The 21,680-nt window shown below is 67.6% G+C and carries 19 protein-coding genes; 7 read left to right on the forward strand and 12 right to left on the reverse strand.

What is annotated here, in order from left to right; translation table 11 throughout:
* Nucleotides 1-143: 143 nt before the first annotated feature.
* The 3 genes from AMYAL_RS0117200 to AMYAL_RS0117210 all read right to left on the reverse strand — a co-directional run bounded on the left by AMYAL_RS0117200 (nucleotide 144) and on the right by AMYAL_RS0117210 (nucleotide 3,952).
* Nucleotides 144-2,177: a PhoX family protein gene (locus tag AMYAL_RS0117200; protein WP_026467169.1), complete on the reverse strand. Its 2,034-nt coding sequence runs from the start codon at nucleotides 2,175-2,177 to the stop codon at nucleotides 144-146.
* A 97-nt stretch (nucleotides 2,178-2,274) separates the two neighbouring features.
* Nucleotides 2,275-3,492, reverse strand: coding sequence for an MFS transporter (locus AMYAL_RS0117205; protein ID WP_020632546.1), 1,218 nt, complete (start codon nucleotides 3,490-3,492; stop codon nucleotides 2,275-2,277).
* The gene (locus AMYAL_RS0117210) at nucleotides 3,482-3,952 is read right to left on the reverse strand and encodes a MarR family winged helix-turn-helix transcriptional regulator (RefSeq protein ID WP_020632547.1); all 471 of its coding nucleotides are present in this window, start codon (nucleotides 3,950-3,952) and stop codon (nucleotides 3,482-3,484) included. The genes AMYAL_RS0117205 and AMYAL_RS0117210 overlap by 11 nt, the downstream gene beginning before the upstream one ends.
* A gap of 77 nt (nucleotides 3,953-4,029) precedes the next feature.
* On the opposite strand from AMYAL_RS0117210, the gene AMYAL_RS0117215 reads away from it, so the two are divergent.
* Nucleotides 4,030-4,674 carry an HAD family hydrolase gene (locus AMYAL_RS0117215; protein ID WP_020632548.1) on the forward strand — a complete coding sequence of 215 codons (645 nt, stop codon included), beginning with the start codon at nucleotides 4,030-4,032 and terminating at the stop codon, nucleotides 4,672-4,674.
* On the opposite strand, the gene AMYAL_RS0117220 is transcribed toward AMYAL_RS0117215, so the two are convergent.
* The 5 genes from AMYAL_RS0117220 to AMYAL_RS0117240 form a co-directional block, all read right to left on the reverse strand.
* Nucleotides 4,671-5,075 (reverse strand): hypothetical protein, encoded by a 405-nt coding sequence (locus AMYAL_RS0117220; protein ID WP_245192935.1) that lies wholly within the window; start codon nucleotides 5,073-5,075, stop codon nucleotides 4,671-4,673. The two genes, AMYAL_RS0117215 and AMYAL_RS0117220, sit on opposite strands and share 4 nt — an antisense overlap.
* A gap of 101 nt (nucleotides 5,076-5,176) precedes the next feature.
* A complete protein-coding gene (locus AMYAL_RS0117225) occupies nucleotides 5,177-6,904 on the reverse strand; it encodes an alpha/beta hydrolase (RefSeq protein ID WP_020632550.1) in 1,728 nt (575 codons plus the stop codon).
* A complete protein-coding gene (locus AMYAL_RS0117230; protein WP_020632551.1) occupies nucleotides 6,904-7,224 on the reverse strand; it encodes a hypothetical protein in 321 nt (106 codons plus the stop codon). The genes AMYAL_RS0117225 and AMYAL_RS0117230 overlap by 1 nt, the downstream gene beginning before the upstream one ends.
* A gap of 205 nt (nucleotides 7,225-7,429) precedes the next feature.
* Complete coding sequence (locus tag AMYAL_RS0117235; RefSeq protein ID WP_020632552.1) at nucleotides 7,430-8,512, reverse strand: inositol-3-phosphate synthase; 1,083 nt, start codon at nucleotides 8,510-8,512, stop codon at nucleotides 7,430-7,432.
* Nucleotides 8,513-8,574: 62 nt separating this feature from the next.
* Nucleotides 8,575-9,120, reverse strand: a complete 546-nt coding sequence (locus tag AMYAL_RS0117240; RefSeq protein WP_020632553.1) for a PadR family transcriptional regulator — start codon at nucleotides 9,118-9,120, stop codon at nucleotides 8,575-8,577.
* Between the two features lie 247 nt (nucleotides 9,121-9,367).
* Between AMYAL_RS0117240 and AMYAL_RS0117245 the strand changes: the two genes are divergently transcribed.
* The 3 genes from AMYAL_RS0117245 (at nucleotide 9,368) to AMYAL_RS0117255 (ending at nucleotide 15,472) form a co-directional block, all read left to right on the forward strand.
* On the forward strand, nucleotides 9,368-9,781 hold the full coding sequence (locus tag AMYAL_RS0117245; RefSeq protein WP_020632554.1) for a DUF5318 domain-containing protein: 414 nt from the start codon (nucleotides 9,368-9,370) through the stop codon (nucleotides 9,779-9,781).
* A gap of 505 nt (nucleotides 9,782-10,286) precedes the next feature.
* Nucleotides 10,287-12,692 carry a transglycosylase domain-containing protein gene (locus AMYAL_RS0117250; RefSeq protein ID WP_020632555.1) on the forward strand — a complete coding sequence of 802 codons (2,406 nt, stop codon included), beginning with the start codon at nucleotides 10,287-10,289 and terminating at the stop codon, nucleotides 12,690-12,692.
* Nucleotides 12,693-12,943: 251 nt separating this feature from the next.
* A complete protein-coding gene (locus AMYAL_RS0117255) occupies nucleotides 12,944-15,472 on the forward strand; it encodes a transglycosylase domain-containing protein (RefSeq protein WP_026467170.1) in 2,529 nt (842 codons plus the stop codon).
* Nucleotides 15,473-15,539: 67 nt separating this feature from the next.
* Here the strand turns inward: AMYAL_RS0117255 and AMYAL_RS0117260 are convergent, their stop codons facing one another.
* Nucleotides 15,540-16,574 (reverse strand): Gfo/Idh/MocA family protein, encoded by a 1,035-nt coding sequence (locus AMYAL_RS0117260; RefSeq protein ID WP_020632558.1) that lies wholly within the window; start codon nucleotides 16,572-16,574, stop codon nucleotides 15,540-15,542.
* Between the two features lie 70 nt (nucleotides 16,575-16,644).
* Between AMYAL_RS0117260 and AMYAL_RS0117265 the strand changes: the two genes are divergently transcribed.
* Both AMYAL_RS0117265 and AMYAL_RS0117270 read left to right on the forward strand, forming a co-directional pair.
* The gene (locus tag AMYAL_RS0117265) at nucleotides 16,645-17,733 is read left to right on the forward strand and encodes an ROK family transcriptional regulator (protein ID WP_020632559.1); all 1,089 of its coding nucleotides are present in this window, start codon (nucleotides 16,645-16,647) and stop codon (nucleotides 17,731-17,733) included.
* A gap of 17 nt (nucleotides 17,734-17,750) precedes the next feature.
* Nucleotides 17,751-19,289 (forward strand): glycosyltransferase family 87 protein, encoded by a 1,539-nt coding sequence (locus tag AMYAL_RS0117270; protein WP_020632560.1) that lies wholly within the window; start codon nucleotides 17,751-17,753, stop codon nucleotides 19,287-19,289.
* Here AMYAL_RS0117270 and AMYAL_RS0117275 read toward each other — a convergent pair.
* Nucleotides 19,246-19,581: a hypothetical protein gene (locus AMYAL_RS0117275; protein ID WP_020632561.1), complete on the reverse strand. Its 336-nt coding sequence runs from the start codon at nucleotides 19,579-19,581 to the stop codon at nucleotides 19,246-19,248. The genes AMYAL_RS0117270 and AMYAL_RS0117275 overlap by 44 nt on opposite strands.
* A gap of 44 nt (nucleotides 19,582-19,625) precedes the next feature.
* On the reverse strand, nucleotides 19,626-20,141 hold the full coding sequence (locus AMYAL_RS0117280; protein ID WP_020632562.1) for a hypothetical protein: 516 nt from the start codon (nucleotides 20,139-20,141) through the stop codon (nucleotides 19,626-19,628).
* A gap of 104 nt (nucleotides 20,142-20,245) precedes the next feature.
* On the opposite strand from AMYAL_RS0117280, the gene AMYAL_RS0117285 reads away from it, so the two are divergent.
* Nucleotides 20,246-20,728 (forward strand): hypothetical protein, encoded by a 483-nt coding sequence (locus AMYAL_RS0117285; RefSeq protein ID WP_020632563.1) that lies wholly within the window; start codon nucleotides 20,246-20,248, stop codon nucleotides 20,726-20,728.
* A 54-nt stretch (nucleotides 20,729-20,782) separates the two neighbouring features.
* Here AMYAL_RS0117285 and AMYAL_RS0117290 read toward each other — a convergent pair whose 3' ends face one another.
* Complete coding sequence (locus AMYAL_RS0117290) at nucleotides 20,783-21,562, reverse strand: deoxyribonuclease IV (RefSeq protein ID WP_020632564.1); 780 nt, start codon at nucleotides 21,560-21,562, stop codon at nucleotides 20,783-20,785.
* Nucleotides 21,563-21,680 lie beyond the last annotated feature (118 nt).

The following is a 21,680-nucleotide window of genomic DNA, read 5'->3' on the forward strand; positions in this document are numbered from 1 at the left end:
AGTCGGGGGAACGTCGTGACGGTAAGCGACCAATGAGAGCCGGTCCTGACCAGAAGATGAACAGCGCGCGAACGAGCGATGGCGCGCTGCCGGACCGGCAGCGCGCCATCGACGAAAAGTACTGCTAGATCGTTGCTTACCGACTAAGAACCGATGTCCGACAGGCCATGTTTCCCAGGCTTCCAGACCGCCACCACCGACGGACGAGGCTGATTTTCGCCGCCGTCGGGCCAATGGGAGGCCGGTTTGTCGGCATTCGCCCCGTCGACTTCACCCGGATGCTGGACACAGACCGTGACGATCTTCTCCTCGACGATCGGACCGCAGGTCTCCGCGCCGCGAGGCACGGTGAGGAAGAGCTTCAGCTCGCCGCGGTTGCGGCCTTCCAACGGCACCGAGTACAGGCCGTCGTTGATGCCCAGCGCGCCCGCCGAGTCGGTGGAGATCCACAGGTTGCCGTGCTTGTCGAAGGCGACGTTGTCCGGGCTGGAGATCGGCGAGACCTGGTCCTTGGGGAAACCGGCGAAGTAGGTGTCGGGCGACGCCGGATCACCGCACACCAGGAACAGCCGCCAGCTGAACGTCAGCGCGAGCGCGTCCCCGCGGCGCTCCTCCAGTTCCAGTACCTGACCGTGCTTGTTGTTCAGCCGCGGATTGGGCTCGGTGGCGCCTTCCTTGCCGGGGTTGCCGCGCTCGACGTTGTTGCTGAGCGCGCAGTAGATCCGGCCGGTGCGCGGATGCGCCTGGATGTCCTCGGGGCGGTCCATCTTGGTCGCGCCCACCCGGTCGGCCGCCTCGCGAGTGAAGACGTACACCTCTTCGGCGGTCATTCCGTCCACAAAGGACTTCGTGCCGGAAGCGAGCGGGATCCACTCGCCGCCGCCGTCGAATTCGCCGTCCTTGGGGAGCTTTCCGGTGCCGTCGATCTCGGCGGCCGGGCTGTCGCCGGTGAACCGGCCGACGTAGAGCGTGCCGTCGTCGAGCAAGGTCATGTTGTGCCGCCGGGCATGCGCGCTGTCGCCCGGCTTCATACGGCCCTTCGAGATGAACTTGTAGATGTATTCGAAGCGCTCGTCGTCCCCGGAGTAGGCGACCACGCGGCCGTCTTTGGCGACGCGGATGTTCGCCGTCTCGTGCTTGAACCGGCCCAGATGCGTGTGCTTGACCGGGGCACTGTCCGGATCGTTCGGGTCGAGTTCGATCACCCAGCCGAAGCGGTGGGCCTCGTTCGGCTCCCTGGCGATGTCCCAGCGCGCGTCGAACCGTTCCCACTTGCGGGTGGTCGCGGTGCCCTTGATGCCGTAGCGCGCGTATCGCTTGCGCGCCACGGGATCAGTCACTGTTTCCGCGTTCCCGAAGTACTGGTTGATGTTCTCCTCGCCGGACAGGATCGTGCCCCACGGCGTGACCCCGCCGGCGCAGTTGTTCATCGTGCCCAGCACCACCGTGCCGGTGGGATCGGCGGCGGTCTTGAGCAGGTCGCTCCCGGCCGCCGGACCGGTCACCTTGAACGGGGTGTGCAGCGTGATCCGCCGGTTGTAGCGGGACATTCTGGGCCGCAGGTGCCCGGTGTCGCGTCCGCGCGACACCTGGACGACCGTCAGCCCATGCGCGGCCCAAGCGATCTTGACCTGTTCCTCGGTCGGGTTGTCCCGGTCGTAACCGCGGAACATGAACTCTTCCGAGGTGTACTCGTGGTTCGTGACCAGGAGCGAGGAAAGCCCCCAGCGGTCGAGCGGCAGCAGCGCGGCGAAGTCGCAGTTGTAGCCGAACTGCTTCGCCTGCGCCTCGGCGGTCTGGTGGTCGAAGTCGAACTCGGGCGCGCCCGGCAGCACCGCGTCACCCCAGCGGATCACGATGCCCTGCTGGTAGCCCTCCGGCACCACGACGGCGTCGAGTGTGTTCGGCCGGACGCGCTGGTAGTCGGTGCCCGGCGGCGGTTTCGGGCGTCCCGCGGCGGCGGGCGCGGCGAGCGCGATCGGGGTGCCGGCCGCCAGCGCGACGACGGCGGTCGCCTTCAGCGCGCCACGCCGGCTCACCGCGCCGAGCACTTCGGCGAAGGTGGGGTTGTCCGAGGTGTTCGGCGCGTCGTGGAAGCACGCGTCGCCACAACGGTAGGTGCAGGTCACTGAAGCCCGGCTTGGTGAGTGGCCGGCCAGTAACGGAAGGAACTTCACGCGGACCTCCGGTCAGGCAGTTCGGGAGGTCGACGCTAAGATAACGGACCAACGGGAGGAAACCCCCCGTTGGTCCGAAGTTCACCATTTGTTCGATTTACATCTCTTCGCCGACGAGGACCGCTTCGGCCGGGACCGTGTGCGGGTCCGCGGTCTTCTCGCGGATCGTCAGCAGGGCGCCGGCGAGCACGCACAGGATGGCGGCGATCACGAACGGCGCCTGCTTGGCGCCGAACCACTCGGCGAGGTGACCGACGACGGTCGCGGCGACCGCGCCGCCGAGCCAGCGGCAGAAGTTGTACCCGGCGCTCGCGACCGGACGCGGGGCACCGCTGATCGACATGGCCGTCCCGGTGAAGAGCGTGTTGAGCAGCCCGGAGACCAGCCCCGACAGGATGATGCCGACGACCAGCACCGGCTTGCTCGGGATCGCCATGATCAGCAGCAGTACGGCGTAGCCGAAGACGGCGACCACGGTCGCGTGCCGTTCCCCGAGTTTCGCGGCGAGTTTCGGCGCCAGCACCACACCCGCGACGGCGACCGAAAGGCCCCAGCCGCAGAAGATCAGGCCGACCGCGACAGCACTCCACTCCAGTACGAACGGCGACCAGGCCAGCACCACGAAGAACGCGGCGGTGTAGAGCGCGGAACCGATCGAAGTGCGCAGCAGCCCGCCGTGTTTCAGCGCGCGGAACGGGTCGAGCAGGCGGATCTTCGGCCGTTCTTTCTTGGCGTCGGCGGTCAGGAAGATCGAGCACAGCACGAGACCGCACAGCATCAGCAGCGAAGTGCCGATGAACGGGCCGCGCCAGGAGATGCTGCCCAGCAGGGCGCCGAGCAGCGGGCCGACCGCGAGGCCGACGCCGAGCGCGGCTTCGTAGAGCAGGATCGCGCCCGCCTGGCCGCCGGTCGCGGCGCCGACGATCACCGAAAGCGCGGTCGCGATGAAGAAGGCGTTGCCGAGGCCCCAGATCGCGCGCAGCCCGATGAGCTGCTCGATCGACCCGGACGCGGCACACAGCGCGGTGGCGACGACGACCAGTGTCAGCCCGACGACCACGGTCCGCTTGGCCCCGAACCGGGCACTCATCGCGCCGGTCACCAGCATGGCGACCGCCTGGACCCCCAGATAGGAGGAGAACAGCAGCGTCACTTCGGACGGCGTCGCATGCAGGCCTTCGGCGATCGACAGCAGGATCGGGTCGACCAGCCCGATGCCCATGAACGCGATGACCGCGGCGAACGCGGTGATCCATACCTGTTTGGGCTGTCCTTTGAGGGCGTCCAACAGGCTCGAGTGAGGCTCAGCGCTCATCGCGGATCAGTTCCTCCTTCTTGTCTTCCTGGATTTCTTGCCGCAGCAACTTCGTGAGGGCGGGAAGCGCGGCTTCGATCGCGAAGCGGTCGTTCTCGTCCAGTTCGAGGAGCCGCTCGCGGAGGAACTCCTCCCTGGCGACGATCAACTGGCGATGAAAGCGCTGCCCCACCTCGGTGACCTCGACGAGCACGGCCCTGCCGTCGGCGGGATCCGTACGGCGACTGACCAGGCCGAGCCGTTCGAGGCGGCGGACGACGTCGGTCATCGTCGGCATCCGGACCCGTTCGAGCTCGGCGAGCGCGCTCATCCGGCGCGGTCCGCCGTTCAGCAGTTCCGACAGCACCGAACCCTGGGTGAGGGTCAGCTGCACCTGCGGGGTCTCCCGGCGGACGAGGTAGTACAGCCGGAACACCAGCGGGCGGAGCCGGTGGGCGAGGTCGGCGACTTTCGTGATCACTTAGCCAGGCTAACTAAAATTACTGAGCATGGCTAAGTAATATGCCGCACAGCGTGTCACGGCCTAGGGTTGGGGGCGTGGAAGCGGTGATCTTCGATCTCGACGGTGTCCTGGTGGATTCGGAAACGATGTGGGACGAGGTCCGGCGAGCGGTCGTCCACGAGTTCCACGGCACCTGGCGGGACGAATCGACCAGGGCGATGCAGGGGATGAGCACCCCGGAATGGGCCGCCTACCTGGCGCACGACCTGGGCGTCCAGCTCCGCCCGGCGGACGTCGCGCAGGTGGTGATCGAGCGGATGGCGCGCCGGTACGCGGAGAAACCGCCGATCATCCGCGGCGGTCCGGACGTCGTGCGCGAGGTCGCGAAGCACTGGCCGGTGGCGATCGCGAGCTCGTCGCCGCCGCTGCTGATCAAGGCTTTCCTGGACATCACGCGGCTGCCGGTGCCGACGGCGGTGTCCTCGGAGCAGGTCGGGGCGGGGAAACCGGCGCCCGACGTGTACCTGAAGGCGGCCGAGCTGCTGGGCGCGGAGCCGAAGAACTGCGCGGCCGTGGAAGACACGACCAACGGGCTGCGCGCGGCGCTGGCCGCGGGGATGACGGTGTACGCGGTGCCGAATCCGCACTTCCCGCCAGACCCAGCAGTACTTGCGCGGACGACGGTGGTCGGGTCGATCACGGACCTGCCGGCGGCGCTGGCGTCACTGCCCGACGCCTAGCCGGCCGGTTCCGGCGTGCCGTTGCGCCATACACAGGGCGTTGATCCGTTCAGGTACAGCTCGCCGGACTCGTTGGAATCCAACGCCAGACGAAATCCGTCGTCTCGCTTTTCCAGCCACAGGTACTGCGGGTTTTGCTTTTCCTGCAAGACTTGGTAGTTGTTGTTCTGCGCCCACGAGCGCAGAGCGCTGAAGTACTCCGAGATGCCTGTCGCGGCCAGGCCGGTTATCTGGTAGCCGCGATCGGCCACGAGCCGCCCCTTCGCCCCATTGTCGCTTGGATCATCACAAGGCGCTTCCTTGCTCTGCCCGCGTAGTACCAGCACAGCCGACGCCGGAAGCGCGGACTTCGCTTGCTGGATATAGCTCTCGAGTCGCTGGTTCGCCTCTTGGATCGTCATCGTGTTCCTCAATTCAGCCTCCTGAGGACTACCGCAGCTCGCGGTACAGAGAAGCAGCATCGCCGACGCCACACTCAAGACGGTTGCTTTTCTGTTCTTCATCAGTGACCTGGCTGCTTTCCTGCGATTATCCGGCCCATGTCGCGCAGAGCGGGGTTGTCTCGCGTCCAGTATTCGCTGTGAGCGGCCTCGCTGTTGCCGAGAATCGGCCCGCGTGGGCCGGGATCCGAGGTGAACGTCTTGCCGCCGAATTCCGGGTCGGTCGGGTCGGGGCCGAGGGGATCGAGGGGATCGCCCTGCCCCTCGATACGGGGGAAGTTGGTGATGTTGATCGCGTCGTTCGCGGCCGTCGTGGAGTACACGTGATCGGGAGGGACGTTGAGTTGGCTCGCGTGATCCACGCCAACGCCGGGGCTGGCGACGAGCACGATGTTGTCGACGGCGAGATGCTCGTCTCTTGCAGCGTGACCGACGAGGGTCGTGCCGTAGCTGTGGCCGAGGACGGTGTTGTGCGAGGGAGTTCCTTGGTGACTTTCTCTCAGTCCGTCCTGGAAGTTGTCCAGCGCATGCTTCCCGTCGTCGGCGAAGCTCTCGTTCGCTGCGTCCAAGAGGCCCGGCGGCGCGTCGTAGCCGATCCAGGTGATCACCGAAGGTGTTTTCGCCCCGGCCTGCTGAGCGGCGTTGACCATGCCGTCCGCTCGCCCGAGGTCAGTATTGACCTCGGAAAGCTCCGATCCGGTACCGGGGACATAGGTCGCGACGTGTTGCGCAGTGTCAGGATTGCCCATCGCGACGATCGCCCGGCCTGCGCCCGCGTCATCGACGCGCAGCACGTATGGCCGTTGCTTGGTGGGGTCGTAGTCCGGGCTGTTGGGATCGCTCATCGAGAGCCGTTTGTCGATGTCGTCGAGTCCGCGAAGTTTCCCGTCGAGTTTGTCGAGATCCACCTTGAGTGCGTCGAACTCCAGCTGGTCGTTGAGCTTGATCTGACCGGCCCCGGTTCGGGGAAACTCGTTGATCTTCCGCTGTAGCTCGTCGCGTTCATGCCGCAACCTGGACTGCTGCCGGTCCAACAGAGTGCGATTGGCGATGTCGCGTTGCTTCGCCGAGAAACCATCTCGTGGCCCGACGAGTTCCGGCCGGTCCACGGCCAGCCGGGTCCGCTGCGCCTCGCTCAAGGTCGCCCAGTAGGCGGCGTTCTGAGCCGCGGTCGCACTCTCGGGCGGGGGTGCGGGGATGCTGAGTGAACCCATGGCCGCACCGGAGTTGCCTGCCGCGGCCAACGAAGTGTTGTCGTTGTCGTTGCCGGTCGCGTCGATGGTCTGTCCGGACACGATCCGGTCGAGTACGAGGCAGAAGTCGTCATCGATGTCGGTCGCGCTCTTGAGGACCTCGGAGACACGGTCACGCAGTTCTGCCGCGATCGTCGCCCGTTCTCGGGCGACTGCTTCCTTCTGCTCTTCGGGGGTGTCCGGGGGTGGCCCGTTGTCGATGATCGCTCCGTCACCACCGATGGTGAAGTGATGCGCGCGGGCGAGCCCCTCTGCTTCTTTGACACCGTTCATGACACCGCTGATCGCGTCTCCGACGTCCCCTGCGCCACGGCGCAACGCGGCGACCTCGGCGGCGTACTCTTCCAGGCCGTCGATGACCTGATCGACCTCGTTCGCCGCAGCACCGGCAGCTTCGCCATGCCAGCCATCCGCGGTGTTGATGCCGCGCAGGTCGTCCGAGCAGGCGATGACCTTGTTGTACGCGGCGTTGACCTCACCGACCGCGTTCTGCAGAGGTACGGAATCCCATCGAGTGACCTCGGCCCAGGTGACCATCAGACCGGCTTCCGTCCGCCCGTCGACTGCACCGGGACGGACAGATCCGCGGTGGCGGCGTCCTCGCGACCGCTGTAGAGGTCGGCGGCCTTCACCATGCTCGCCGCATGGGCGTCGAGACGCCGCTCGTACCCCTGCTCTCGATCTTGCAATACGTGCTTGACCTCGGCGAGCTTGCCGACACACCGCGCTCCCGGCATGCCTGCGTCCCCGGTCGGCACCGTCGCTGAACACTTCGCCCCGCGCAGCCCGTCCGCGACCCGCGTCGCCGCTTTCCCGGTCCCTCTGATCTTCTCGATCACCACGTCATAACCGGCCATGAGCCCTCCCCCTGCTCCGGTAGTCAGTCGATCACACTACGGAGCAGAACGGGCCGGCTCAACAGCCCTGGCCTCCAAAACCGGGGGAAATCAGCAGGTAGCGGCGTTGTACTCACGCTTGACGGAGTAGTCCTACCCAAAGGCAAAGGCTCCCTTCACCGCGTCACATGCGGCGAAGGGAGCCTTCAGCTCACGTCAGAAAAGCTCACGCCTCGCCGGCGATGAACTTTTCGACCTCGTCGCGCGCGGTGGCGTCGTCGTACTGCTCCGGCGGCGACTTCATGAAGTACGAGGAAGCCGACAGGATCGGGCCGCCGATGCCGCGGTCCTTCGCGATCTTCGCGGCGCGCACGGCGTCGATGATGATGCCCGCCGAGTTCGGCGAGTCCCACACCTCGAGCTTGTACTCCAGGTTCAGCGGCACGTCACCGAACGCGCGGCCCTCGAGCCGGACGTAGGCCCACTTGCGGTCGTCGAGCCACTGCACGTAGTCGGACGGCCCGATGTGGACGTTGCCCTTGCCGAGCTCGCGGTCGACCTGCGAAGTGACCGACTGGGTCTTCGAGATCTTCTTCGACTCGAGCCGCTCCAGCTCCTTCATGTTCAGGAAGTCCATGTTCCCGCCCACGTTGAGCTGCATCGTCCGGTCGAGCTGGACGCCGCGGTCCTCGAACAGCTTCGCCAGCACGCGGTGCGTGATGGTGGCGCCGACCTGGGACTTGATGTCGTCACCGACGATCGGCACGCCCGCCGCGCGGAACTTCTCCGCCCACACGGGGTCGGAGGCGATGAACACCGGCAGCGCGTTGACGAACGCCACACCGGCGTCGATGCACGCCTGCGCGTAGAACTTGTCGGCCTCTTCGGAGCCCACCGGCAAGTAGGAGACGAGTACGTCGACCTCGGCCTCGCGCAGCGCCGCGACGACGTCGACGGGGGTCTCGTCGGACTCCTCGATGGTCTCGCGGTAGAACCGGCCGAGCCCGTCGTAGGTGTGACCGCGCTGCACGGTGACGCCCAGCGGCGGCACGTCGGCGATCTTGATGGTGTTGTTCTCGCTGGCGAAGATCGCCTCGGACAGGTCACGGCTGACCTTCTTGGCGTCCACGTCGAACGCGGCGACGAACTCGATGTCGCGGACGTGGTACTCGCCGAACACGACGTGCATCAAACCGGGCACGCGGGTGCTGGGATCTGCGTCGCGGTAGTACTGAACGCCCTGGACCAGCGAGGCCGCACAGTTGCCGACGCCCACGATGGCCACCCGAACGCGGCGGTTCTCGCCCATGCCGGTTTCTCCTTCATTAGTCCAACAGTTGTAGGTAATGCGCAGCGGGCACGGAGAGCGCCTCAGGTCTCCGGTCCGCGCTGCTCGGCCTGTTCGTGCGCGATCAGCTCGTTGAGCCAGCGCACCTCTCGCTCACTGGACTCCAGCCCGAGCCGGTGCAGCTCACGGGTGTAGCGGTCGATTTTCTCCTCGGCCCGCCCCATTGCCGTCCGAAGTCCTTCTCGGCGTTCCTCGACCCGACGACGACGGCCTTCCAGGATTCGCATCCTGACGTCTGCCGGTGTCCTCGAAAAGAACGCCAGGTGGACGCCGAAGCCTTCGTCGTCCCATGTCTGCGGGCCCGCATCGCCGAGCAGTTCGGCGAACCGTTCCTTGCCCTCGGCGGTGAGCTTGTACACGCGCTTGCCCCGGCGTGCCCACGTCCGGTCTTCCACCTCTTCGAGCTCCTCGACGAGGTAACCGGCGCGGAGCAGCCGACGCAATGTCGGATACAGCGAGCCGTACGAGAACGTCCGGAACATCCCGAGCGTCTCATGCAAACGTTTGCGCAGCACGTAACCGTGCATGGGGGTCTCGTGCAGCAGCCCCAAGATCGCGAGCTCGAGCACACCGCACCCCCTTCCGGGAACAAACCGCGACCGATCGCGTTGGCCACCGAGACCGGCTCGGTCAACCTACCGGCCCACTATATCGCGCCGATACATCGAAGTGGTGTAGCTAACCCCGATCGAGCGCTTCGGAACCGGACTAAATTCACCGGAGAGTTATCTAATCGTCGGCGTGTCCGACCGTGCACGCACCGTCCCGCCGAGAACGGGGCGTGGACCACACAGCAATAGCCCGTACTCTGTTGGCGTGCGAAACCAGCGGCAGGTCGTGGACTACGCCTTACAGCGGCGCTCGCTGCTCAAGGGCGTCCACTCCGGACGGGTCGGCACATACGACGTCTGCGACGCGGGCCCGTACCTCCTGCGGGCCGCGAAATTCCACGGACGACCAGGTGAGCAGGACTGCCCGGTCTGTCATCGGGAGGAACTGACCCTGGTGTCCTGGGTGTACGGCGAGGAGCTCAAGCACGTCGCCGGATCCGCCAAGACACCGGACGAACTGGTACGGATGGACGGGCACTTCGCGGAGTTCACCGTCTACGAGGTCGAGGTCTGCCGGAGCTGTCACTGGAACCACCTGGTGCGGTCCTACGTCCTCGGTACGGGAGATCCAGGAAGCACCCGGCCACGTACCCGGTCACAGAGGACAGCGGGTCAGTGACAGGTATCGAAAACGCAGTTGAGCACAGAGCGGCGTCCCCCGAAGCGCCGGTCTGGGAGGCCCATTCGTGAACGACGACCGCAATCGCTCCTGGCCAGGCCAGGAGCCTGATGCACCTCGCCGTGCCCATTGGCCGGGAGAGGACGAGCCCGGTTGGCCGGGCGAGGAACCCCCGCGCCGCCCCCAGCGCCGGACACCTCCCAACGGCGCCCCCCGCTCGGCACCACCACGCTCAGCGGCCCCACGCCAGGCAGACCCGCGCCCGGTGGACCCGCGCCCTGTAGACCCACAGTGGCCGGGCGGCGACGGCGGCGGCCCGGAGTGGCCGTCGGACGACGAACCGCGCCGTCCCGCGGCCCCGCGCCGCCCCAACGGCATGCCCCCGCGCAGGCAGGGGCCTCCGCCGCCCGGTGGGCGCCCCCAGCGTTCCCAGCAGGGCGCCGTCGGTCATCGACCGCCGCCGCCCGGCAACCGCCGTCCCGCTTCCGACGACCAGGCGACCGCGATGGTCCGTCCGGTCGAGCCGGACCCGTACGAGCGCGAGCCGGACCTCATCACGCACCACGCGCACAACGGCACCGAAGACCCGTACGGCTACGACCCGTACGACGACCGCTATGACGATCGTCACGAAAGCGCCGCCCTCGGCGCCGAGGGCGAAGGCCCGTACGACGACGAGCCCGCCGAAGACGAAGAAGACGGCAAGAAGAAGGTCCTGACGCCGAAGCAGCGCAAGAAGCGCCGCTGGCGGATCGTCCGCCGTGTCCTCTACGCGATGTTCGGCCTGTTCGTCGTCGTTCCCGCGATCGCGTTCGTCATCACCTACTTCCTGGTGGACGTCCCGTCGCAGGAGAGCGTCGCGAGCCAGCAGAGCCGGCCGATCACGCTGATGTACGCCGACGGCAGCCCGATGGGCAAGATCGCGCCCGCCAGCGGCGGCAGCCGGTACCTGCTGAAGCCCGGCGAGGTCCCCGAAGTGGTCAAGAAGGCCGTGTACGCGGCCGAGGACTCGTCGTTCGAGACCAACTCCGGCTTCGACGTCGGCGGCATCCTGCGCGCGGTCTACAACAACGTGACCGGCGGCCAGGGCGGCGGTTCGACGATCTCCCAGCAGTACATCAAGAAGGCCACGGCCAACGAGGCACCGACGCTCACCCGTAAATGGACCGAGCTGGCCAAATCCTTCAAGATGAACAACCAGATGTCCAAAGAGGAGATCATCACCGCCTACCTCAACACCATCTACTTCGGCCGCGGCGCGAACGGCATCGAAGCGGCCGCGCAGGCCTACTTCAAGAAGCCTGCCAAGGAGCTCAGCGCTTCCGAGGCGGCGCTGCTCGGCGGCCTGATCCAGGGGCCGAGCAAGTCCGAGAACGAGGCCTACGCGACGAGGCGCTGGACCTTCGTGATGGACCAGATGGTGGCGAACAAGTGGCTCGACCCCGGTGAGCGCGCCGCCGCGCAGTTCCCGAAGCCGATCCCGAAGGCGCAGGCGAAGGCCGACGACGCCGGGACGCTGAGCCTGCACATCCGCAACCGGGTGATCGACGAACTCGAAGCCCGCGGTTACGACCAGGACCGGCTGCACCAGGGCGGTTTCAAGATCACCACGACGATCGACCCCAAGGCGCAGAAGATGGCCGAGGAGTCCGTCGCCGAGGGGATGAAGGGCCAGACGGACGAGAGCATCCTGAACGCGCTGGTCGCGGTCGACCCCAAGACCGGCGGCGTGGTCGCCTACTGGGGCGGCCCGGACTGGACGAAGAACGACAAGGGTCAGGACGTCCCGGCACACGACTGGGCGAACGTCCCGCACAACCCCGGTTCGGCGTTCAAGGCCTTCGACCTCGCCGCGTTCCTCAAGATGGGCAAGGGCCTCGGCGAGACCTTCGACGGGTCCAACAACCGGAAGTTCGACTCCGGCACCGGAAGCCAGCGCACGATCCGGAACGCGGGCGAGAGTTCCAACTGCGGCACCCAGTGCACGGTCGCCGAAGCGATGAAGGTCTCCGCGAACACCGTGTTCTACGACATGGTGATCAACAAGACCAAGGTCGACCCGGTGGCGAAGGCCGCGAAGGAAGCAGGTGTGCGGACGGAGAACGAGGGCGGCAAGTCCGTTCTCTACCCCGACCTCAACATCGCGCTCGGCGGTGGCCGCACGGTGACCACGGCGGAGGACATGGCGGCCGGGTTCGCCACCTTCGCCGGTGAAGGCGTCCGGCAGAAGCAGCACTTCGTCGCCAAGCTGGTCAACTCCGAGGACGAGGTCGAGTTCGACGAGACGGCCCCCAAGGGCTCTCCCGCCTTCAGTGACGACGCCGACAAGAGCAAGCAGATCGCCGGCAACATCACGGACGCGCTCGAAGAGGTCGTCCCGTACTCGAAGCTGAAGTGCCCGAAGGGCAGCGAGTGCGCGGGCAAGACCGGGACGCAGCAGTACGACTTCAAGGACGAAGACCCGGCGAGCTACCACGAACGCAACGCGCAGACCTGGATGGTGGGCTACACGCCGAGCATCTCGACCGCGGTGTGGGTCGGCGGCGACGGCAACAAGCCGCTGCACGACAAGAGCGGCAAGCCGATCTACGGCCGGACGATCGCCGGTCCGATCTGGGAAGACTTCATGTCCCGGTACATGACCGGCAAGCCGTCGGAGAAGTTCGACACCGTCAAGCCGATCGGCAAGGACGCCAGGTCGGTGCCGACGACGACGGTCCCGAAGCCGCCGCCGGTGACGACGACCACGCCCGAGACGCCGTCGACCACCCCGACGCCGACGATTCCCACCGAGCCGACGGAGCCGACGGAGACCGGTGGCTGGCCGACGAAACCGACCAAACCCACCAAGCCGACCAGACCGGGGCCGGGAACTTCGGATCCGTTGTTCCCGAACGGCGAAAGTCCGTGATGAACGGGCGAAGTGGCTGAAAGGGTGTGCCGGGCAGTTGCCGGGCACACCCTTTTCGGCGCAACGAGGAGCGAGTTCACCTTCACCATGGATCTGGACGAGACGTGCGAGCTCGGCCACGGCGCTGTCCACCGCCATCGGGGCCTTTTTCTTCGCGCCGATGAACCTGAACCGATCCGACACGTCTTATTCAGAGGAGACCTGCGACCGCAGGACCGCGCTCACCCACGGAAGGTTCGGAGGACGTCCCAGTGAACGACGATCCCCACGGCGGATGGCCAGGTCAGGACCCTGACCCCGCCCGTCGTCCGCAACGCCCGGCCGGACCGCCCCGCCGCCCCGCCGGAGGTCCGCCTCCGGGATACGGGCAGCGACAGGGTCCCGGCCCGCAGGGTCCGGGGCAGGCACCTTGGCAACGGCAAGGGCCGCCCCAGCAGCAACAGCCGCCACCGCGGCGTCCGCAGCGACCGCCGGTCGCGCCGCAGCACGAGCCGGACCTCATCACGCACCACGAGCACAACGGCACCACCGATCGTGGCTACGACGATCAGTACGAGGACGAGCAGTACGCCCCGGAGACCGACGAGAACGGGAAGCCGATCCTCACCCCGGCCCAGCGCAAGAAGCGCCGGTGGCGACGAATCCGGCGGGTGCTGCTCGCGCTGTTCTGTCTCTTCGTCGTCATCCCGGCGATCGCGTTCGTGATCACCTACTTCGCCGTCGACGTCCCGTCACCGCAGTCGGTCGCGGCCACGCAGGGCCAGGCGGTGACCTACTACTACGCCGACAACACCGAGATGGGCAAGGACGTCCCCAAGGGCGGCAACCGGAAGATCCTGACGCCGGAGCAGATCCCGGACATCGTCAAGAAGGCCGTGATCGCCACCGAGGACGCCTCCTTCGAGACCAACTCGGGCTTCGACATCGGTGGCATCCTGCGCGCGGTCTACAACCAGGTGACCGCGGGCAAGGGCGGTGGTTCGACCATCTCCCAGCAGTACATCAAGGTCGCCAGCGGGGACGACGAATCGTCGCTCACCCGTAAATGGACCGAGCTCGCCAAGTCCTTCAAGATGAACCAGACGTACGAGAAGAAGGACATCATCTCGGCGTACCTGAACATCATCTACTTCGGACGCGGCGCTTACGGGATCGAGTCGGCCGCGCAGGCGTTCTTCGGCAAGCCCGCCGGCGAACTGAACGCCTCCGAGGCGGCGCTGCTCGCGGGTCTCATCCAGCAGCCGGGCCGTTCGGAGAACCCGAAGGTCGCGAACGACCGCTGGACCGTCGCGCTGAACCGCATGGTGGAGAACAAGTTCATCTCCGCCGCGGACCGCGCGAACCTGCAGTTCCCGACGCCGATCCCGCAGGCCGACAAGCAGCAGGCCGGGGTGGTGAACCCGTTCATCCGCGACAAGGTCAAGGAAGAACTGGCGGCGAACGGCATCACCGACGACGTCTATTACCGGGGCGGCTACAAGGTCTACACGACCATCGACCCGAAGGCGCAGGCCGCGGCCGAGCAGGCGGTCGCCGACGGGATGAAGGGCCAGACCGACGAGAACCTGCTCAACGCGCTCGTCGCGGTCGACCCCAAGACCGGCGGGGTGAAGGCGTACTACGGTGGCCCGTCCATCGTGAAGGGGCCCAACGGCCAGGATCTCAAGGGCCGCGACTGGGCGAACACGCCGCAGAACCCCGGCTCCTCGATGAAGCCGTTCGACCTCACCGCGTACATGCAGCTGGGCAAGGGCGGCATCAACTCGACGTTCGACGGGTCCAACAACCGGCAGTTCGGGAAGCAGACGATCCGGAACGCCGGTCCCGGCAGCTCGTGTTCGGCGCAGTGCACGGTGTCCGAGGCGATGCAGCGGTCGGCGAACACGGTGTTCTACGACATGGTCGTGAACGTGACCAAGCCAGGGCCGGTGGCACAGGCCGCCAAGGACGCCGGGGTCAAACCCGCCCCCGACGGCGTCTCCGAATTGTTCGGCGACAACAACATCGCGCTCGGTGGCGGCAAGACGGTCATCAGTCCGGAGGACATGGCCGCCGCGTACGCGACCTTCGCGGGCGATGGCCAGCGGCGGGCGAAGCACTTCGTCGCCAAGGTGACCAACTCGCAGGACGAAGCCGCGTACTCGGCTCCGGAGGAAGCGAAACCGGCGTTCTCCGACGACTCCGACAAGAGCAAGCAGATCGCGGGCAACGTCACCGAGTCGCTCAAGGGTGTCATCCCGTTCTCGAAGCTCAAGTGCCCCAACGGCCACGAGTGCGCGGGCAAGACGGGGACCCAGCAGCACACCTACCGGCCGGGTGAGCCCGCGTCGGCGAAGGACGCCAACTCGCAGACCTGGATGGTCGGCTACACGCCGTCGATCTCGGCCGCGGTCTGGGTCGGCGGCGACGGCGACAAGGCGCTGAAGGGCAAGAACGGCAAGTCGATCTTCGGTTCGACGATCGCCGGGCCGATCTGGGAGAAGTTCATTTCGCTGTACACGAAGGGGACGCCGGGGGAGCGCTTCGACAAGGTCAAGATCATCGGCGGGGACGAGAACACCGTCCCGTCGACGCAGACCCCGCCGGAGGACAACGACGACCAGGGCCAGACCAGTACTCCGCCCACGGGCCCGTCGACCGGCCCGTCGTCCTCGCGGAACGAGGACGAGGAGAACCCGCCGTCCAGCTCGAAGAACCCGCCTACCTCCAGTGAGAACAACGGCGGAGAAGGCGGCAACAATCCCGGCCGGGGTGGCGGGGGCAGAGGCGACAACGGCTAGCTCCGTCCCAAGTACATGAAGGCCCCCTTCCTCGCGCCTGACGCGAGGAAGGGGGCCTTCATGTACTTCAGAGGGTGACGACGCGCCGCTCGGCACCGGAGAGGTGAGCGGCCTCGATGACCCGGAGGGTCTCGACGGCAGAGGCGGGTTCGACCGGGAACCCGCCTTTGCCGAGGAGCGCGTCGCGCACCTGCGCGTAGAAGTCCTCGTAGCGGCCGACCTCGGTGGGCACGGTCTCGACGTCGTCGTTCACGCCGAGCACGCCGGCGTCCGACGGCGGTTCCACGGCCCAGCCGGGGTCGCCCGGCCGCAGCCCGTCCTTGATCTGCGGCTCCTGGACGTCGAGGCCGTACTTCGTGAACGTCGCCTTGTCGCCGAGCACGCGGAACCGCGGGTTGCGGGTCCCCGCGAGCGCGGACGCCCACAGGTGCGAGCGCACGCCGTTGACGTGCCGGAGGGCGACGAAGACATCGTCGTCGACGGACACGCCGGCGCGGCGCTTGTCGACCTCCGCATAGACCTCGGAGACCGGACCGAACAGCTGCAGCGCCTGGTCGACGATGTGCGCGCCGAGGTCGTAGAGCAGCCCGCCCGCCTCGGCGGGGTCGCCGAACTCGCGCCAGTTGTCGCGCGGCTTCGGCACCCAGCGGTCGTAGCGGGATTCGAAGCGGAAGACGTCGCCGAGGCTGCCCGCGTCGAGGACCTTCCGGACGGTGAGGAAGTCCGAGTCGAACCGGCGGTTCTGGAACACCGTCAAGCCGACGCCCTTGGCCTTCGCTGCTTCGACGACCTTCGCCGCTTCGGCCGCCGTCGGCGCGAAGGGCTTGTCGACGACGACGGGCAGTCCCGCCTCGATCGCCCGAAGCGCGAGCGGGACGTGCGTGCGGTTCGGCGTGCTGATGACGACCAGGTCCAGCTCGTCCGCCTTCGCGAACAACGCGTCCGCGTCCGGCAGCACGTCGGCGGCCGGATAGTCGGCACTGGCCTGCCCGACCCGGTCCGGATTCGAAGTGACGATGGCGGCCGGGGTCAGCCCCGGCGTCGCGTCGACCAGCGGGGCGTGGAAGACGCGCCCGCCGGTGCCGTATCCGAAGATCCCCACTCGCAAGTCAGCCATACATCCATTAAACAACAGTGTTGCGTAATCAGCCAGCCATGGCAGGATGCGCGCTATGCCGGAGACCGGGGTCAATCTGCGCGGCCTGCGCCAGCACAACCGAACACTGCTGCTCACGCACATCCTGCGCGCGGGCGGCCTCAGCCGCGTCGAACTCGCCGAACGCACCCGGCTCACCCAGCAGGCCGTCTCGAAGATCGTCCCCGAACTGCTCGAAGCCGGCCTGCTGGACGAGGAACGCCAGCCCGCGGCCGGGGTCGGCAAACCACGCACGCTGCTTCGCGTGCGCGCGGACGCCCGGCAGGCGCTCGGCGCTCAGCTCGACCGGGACTCCTACCGGGTGCTCATGACCGACCTGACCGGGAAGATCATCGCGTCGCACGGCGGGCCACTGACCCCGGGATTCACCCCCGACCAGGCTGTTTCCGCGATCGGCGAAGCGACCGAAGCACTGCTCGACGGCGTCGGGCGTGAACGCGTGCTCGGCCTCGGCGTCGGCTCCGTCGGGCCGCTCGACCACCGCGAAGGAGTGGTCCGGGACGCGACGAACATGCCCGGCTGGCACCACGTCCCCCTGCGCGACCTGCTCGCGAAACGCACCGGCTTGCCCGTGCGGCTCGACAAGAACACCAACGCCGCCGCCTTCGCCCAGCACTGGCCCGACGGCGACCAGGCCGCGACAGCCGTCGTGCTCGTCGGCACCGGGATCGGTGTCGGCCTGCTGATCGACGGCAGGCTGTACCGTGGGCCGCGGACCAACGCCGGCGAGTTCGGGCATACGACGCTCGCCTTCGACGGGCCGCGCTGCGCGTGCGGGCGCCGCGGCTGCGTCGAGGTGCTGCACAACGCGGCACCGACCACGGAGGAGGCGGCAGGCCTGCTGGGGATCGGGCTCGCCGACCTCGTCCAGGTCCTCGATCTCGAGCGTGTCGTGCTGACCGGGCGATCGGTGCGCGCGGAGCCGGAGGTGTACCGCGACACGGTCGCCGCGCGGCTGCGGGAACTGCTGCCTTTGCCGCACTGGCAACGCATCCAGGTCGATCTCGACGAGATGGGCGACGACGTCGTCGCGTTCGGCGCGGCGGCCGAGGTGCTCGCCGGGTTCTACGACAGCGGCGATATCACCGGGTGGTCACCCGGATAGGCGCTAACATCCGCCACGTGCCCGACCAGACGACCCCGCCCGAGGCTCCGCTCTCGCTCACCCCCGGCGAGCGGGTCATCCCGAGCTGGAACGAACCGCTCGTGACCGCGGCCAGCAGGCCGATCGGCGGCCCGCTCGGCGAGCACGCGGCCGTCGGGCGGCACTGGTTCTGGTCACCGCAGAGAGTCGGGCTGCTGCTGGCTTGCCTCGCGCTGCTGCTCTCGTGGTTCGGCAAGGCGTCCTGCATCCAGCAGTACACCGACGACTCCGGGGCGAACCAGCTCGACTGGCGGGCGGGCCGCCCGTTCGTCGCGATGTGTTACTCGGACATCATCCCGCTCTACAGTTCCGAGCGGCTGAACGATCCGGACACCTTCCCGTACGTGACTTCGTGGACCGAGGACGAGGGAACGGCGAAGGAGACGACGCGGTACATGGAGTACCCGGTCGCGACCGGGCTGTTCCAGTGGATCAACGCGAAGCTCGCCGAAGCCTGGCTCTCGGTCGCGGAATCGGGCTGGCTGCCCGGCGCGCTCCCGGTCGCCGTCTACTTCAACATCTCCGCGCTCTGGCTCGCGCTGGCCTGGCTGGTCACGGTGTGGGCGACCGGCCGATCACTGAAACGCCGTCCGTGGGACGCGGTGCTGGTGGCGATCTCGCCGCTGGTGCTGGTGCACGTCTTCACCAACTTCGACGCCATCGCGGCCGCGTTCACCGCGACCGCGCTGCTCGCGTGGGCCCGGCGGCGACCCGAGGTCGCGGGCTTCCTGCTCGGTCTCGGCGCGGCGGCGAAGCTGTATCCGCTGCTCCTGCTCATCCCGCTGTTCTTCCTGTGCCTGCGCGCGGGCAAGGTCAAGCAGTGGGCACTCACCGCCGGGCTCGCCGTGGCGACGTTCGTGGTGGTCAACGTCCCGTTCGCGCTCGCCGCGCCGACCGGCTGGTGGGAGTTCTTCCGGCTCAACACGGTGCGCCCGATGGACCCGGACTCGCTGTACAACGTCATCTCCCACCTGTCCGGCTGGGCCGGTTTCGACGGGAAACTCACCGCAGGCCAGACGCCGGTCGTGCTCAACGCCGTCGTCGCGGTGCTGTTCCTCGCCGCGTGCGCCGGCATCGGGTACGTCGCGCTGAAAGCACCGCGCCGTCCGCGGCTCGGGCAGCTCGCCTTCCTCGTGGTGGCCGCGTTCCTGCTGACCAACAAGGTGTGGAGCCCGCAGTACTCGCTGTGGCTGGTACCGCTGGCGGTACTCGCGATCCCGCGCTGGCGCCTGCTGCTCGGCTGGATGATCATCGACGCGCTGGTCTGGGCGCCGCGGATGATGTACTACCTCGGCGTCGACCACAAGGGCCTGCCCGAGGACTGGTTCCTCGGCACGGTCGTCGTCCGCGACCTCGCGGTGCTGGGCCTGTGCGCGCTGGTGATCCGTGACATCTACCAGCCGCGCACAGACCCTGTCCGCCTCGCCGGGGACGACGATCCGGTGGGCGGTTTCCTCGACGGCGCCCCCGACTTCAAGCGCGCTTCAGCACCTCGGGTCCAGGACTCTCCAGCTTGATGTGCTTGCCGAAGTCCTCGGCGCCGAAGTCGCTGATCTGGACGACGACCGTGTCGGGCGAGGTTTCGACCAGACGGCAGGTGAACCAGTCCTCGCCGTGTTTGACCGACCAGCGGTCGGCGAGGACGGCCAGCCCTTCCGCCTCCAGCAACGCGACGGAGTCGTCGAAGGCGGCCGGCCCGCCGAGCGGGTAGCCGAAAACGGTCAGTGCCTGCCAACGAGTGTCCGAGGCGGGGGCGACGTAGCCGACGTGCTCGCCGTCCTCCGCCCGGTACACGGTCCGATTCTTCATGCGGATCAGGTTCGACCCTCCCGTGGCGTGAGGGTCAAGCCGATTCAGCGGACGACGTAGCCGCCCGTGCTCGTCGGGAAGAACGGCACCGTGCCGGTGCACGGCAGGACGTCGTGCTCGAAGCCGCCGTAGGCCCAGCTCCAGCCGATCCGGTCGTGCCCGCCCGGCACGTCCCGCACCGAGAAGCCGACGCGGCGGCCGACGAGGTCCAACGGGACCCCCGGCAGGTCGGCGCGTTCGATCACGCCGGTCAGGATGGCGATGTCACCGTCACGCGAAACGCAGTCGACCTTGCCGTCGAAGTCGGCGAAGAGCTTGCCGTCCTTGGTCAGGTGATTCACGTGGAACCGGCCCGAGGACCTGCCGGGTTCGCCGAACGCGGCGAAGTCGAACCGGACCGGATCCTTGTCGTAGCCGGGGAACGTCAGCAGACCGCCCGCCGATCCCACGACGACCGAACCCGACGGCCGCTCCGGTGCCGCCGTCGCCTGCGCGGCCCCCAGCGTGGTCGCCGCGATGGCGAGTGCGGCCGCGGCGGCGATCTTCGACTTGATGTTCATGAGCTTCCCTCCAGGTCGGTGTTCCTGGCGAGCCTCTCGCGATCCGCGCGTCCGGCCCTCCCGCCGGAGAGGGAACGATCTCCCGCCTGGGTAGCCTGCGCGGCATGACCTTCCACCTGGCGCACGGCTCGGTCGTGTACCGCACCACCGCGCTGCACGGGTACTCCGCGATTCACCTGGTCGAGCGGCGGCTGCAGGCAGGCTGGGCGCTCGTTCCGGAGTTGCCGCACGGCGCCGAGGAGATCGCCGGCGAGACCGCGCGGGAGTTGCTGGGGGAGGCCGTCGACGAGCCGAGCCGGTTCGCCGTGGCGCCGGAGGAACGCGTGGCAGGCGGGCTGGACACCCGGCTGGACCAGCTGAACTCGATGATCGACACCACGGTCGCCTGGTTGCGGACCAGCGCCGTCGGCACCGACACGGAACTCCAGTGGGCGCGCTACCAGTCGTCGGACTACGACTACGAACTCGATCTGCGGGAGGCGCTGAGCGACGCCGCTTCGCTGCTCTCGCGGATGGTCAAGCACCGCGACACCCTCGCGGTCCGCAACGAGATGCGCCGCCTGAAGATCGCCTCCGAGGACGACTGACGCATTTGGTCCTCTGAATGCGAGTGTGTCGCATCCAGAGGACTAATGCGGGAGTCAGGCGGAGGCGATGCGCTCGCGGAGGTAGGCGATGTCGGCGGCCTGGCCGTCGGCCGGGGTCTCGACGATCACGGGCGCGCCCGCTTCGGCCGCGACCGCGGCCAGCACCTCGGGATCGATCGTGCCCTCACCGCCGACGACGTTGGCGTGCCGGTCCCGCGTGGAACCGAATTCGTCACGCGAGTTGTTGAGGTGCACCAGATCGATCCGGCCGGTGATGGCCTTGACCTTCTTGACCGCCTCGGTCAGGTCCCAGCCCGCCGCGTACGCGTGGCAGGTGTCGAAACAGAAACCCGCGCCGAATTCGCCGACCTTGTCCCAGAGCCGGGCGATCGTGTCGAGGTCGCGGGTCATCGCGCTGTCGCCGCCCGCGGTGTTCTCGATCAGGATCGGCACGGCGAAGCCGCCCTTTTCCTGCTCACGCTCGAAAAGCTTGCGCCAGTTGACGAGACCTTCTTCGACGTCTTCCGAAGAACCGACGTGGCCGCCGTGCACGACGAGCCCTTTCGCGCCGATCTCGGCCGCGCCGTTCGCGTGCTGCGTGACGTTCTTCCGCGACGGGATCCGGATGCGGTTGTTCAGCGACGCCACGTTGATCAGGTACGGCGAATGGATGTACACCTCGACCGGCGACTCTTTGATCGCCTCGCCGTGCGGGTGGGGTTTGGGAGCCTTCCAGCCCTGCGGATCGGAGAGGAAGAACTGGAGGACCTCGGCTTCGCGTTCGGCGACCGCGGAGAGGGGATCGTCGTCGCGGACATGGGCACCGATTTTCATGCTGGCAACTTACCTTCGCCGGTTTCTCCCCGGCGCGGGCCGGATGGTCACGCTCGTGGGGTAGCGTGAGCGCGTTCCGTTAAAACCGCGTTGGTCTTGAGGGGCGGAGGACGAACTC

Origin of the sequence: Amycolatopsis alba DSM 44262, assembly GCF_000384215.1 — a bacterium.
GTDB lineage: Bacteria > Actinomycetota > Actinomycetes > Mycobacteriales > Pseudonocardiaceae > Amycolatopsis > Amycolatopsis alba.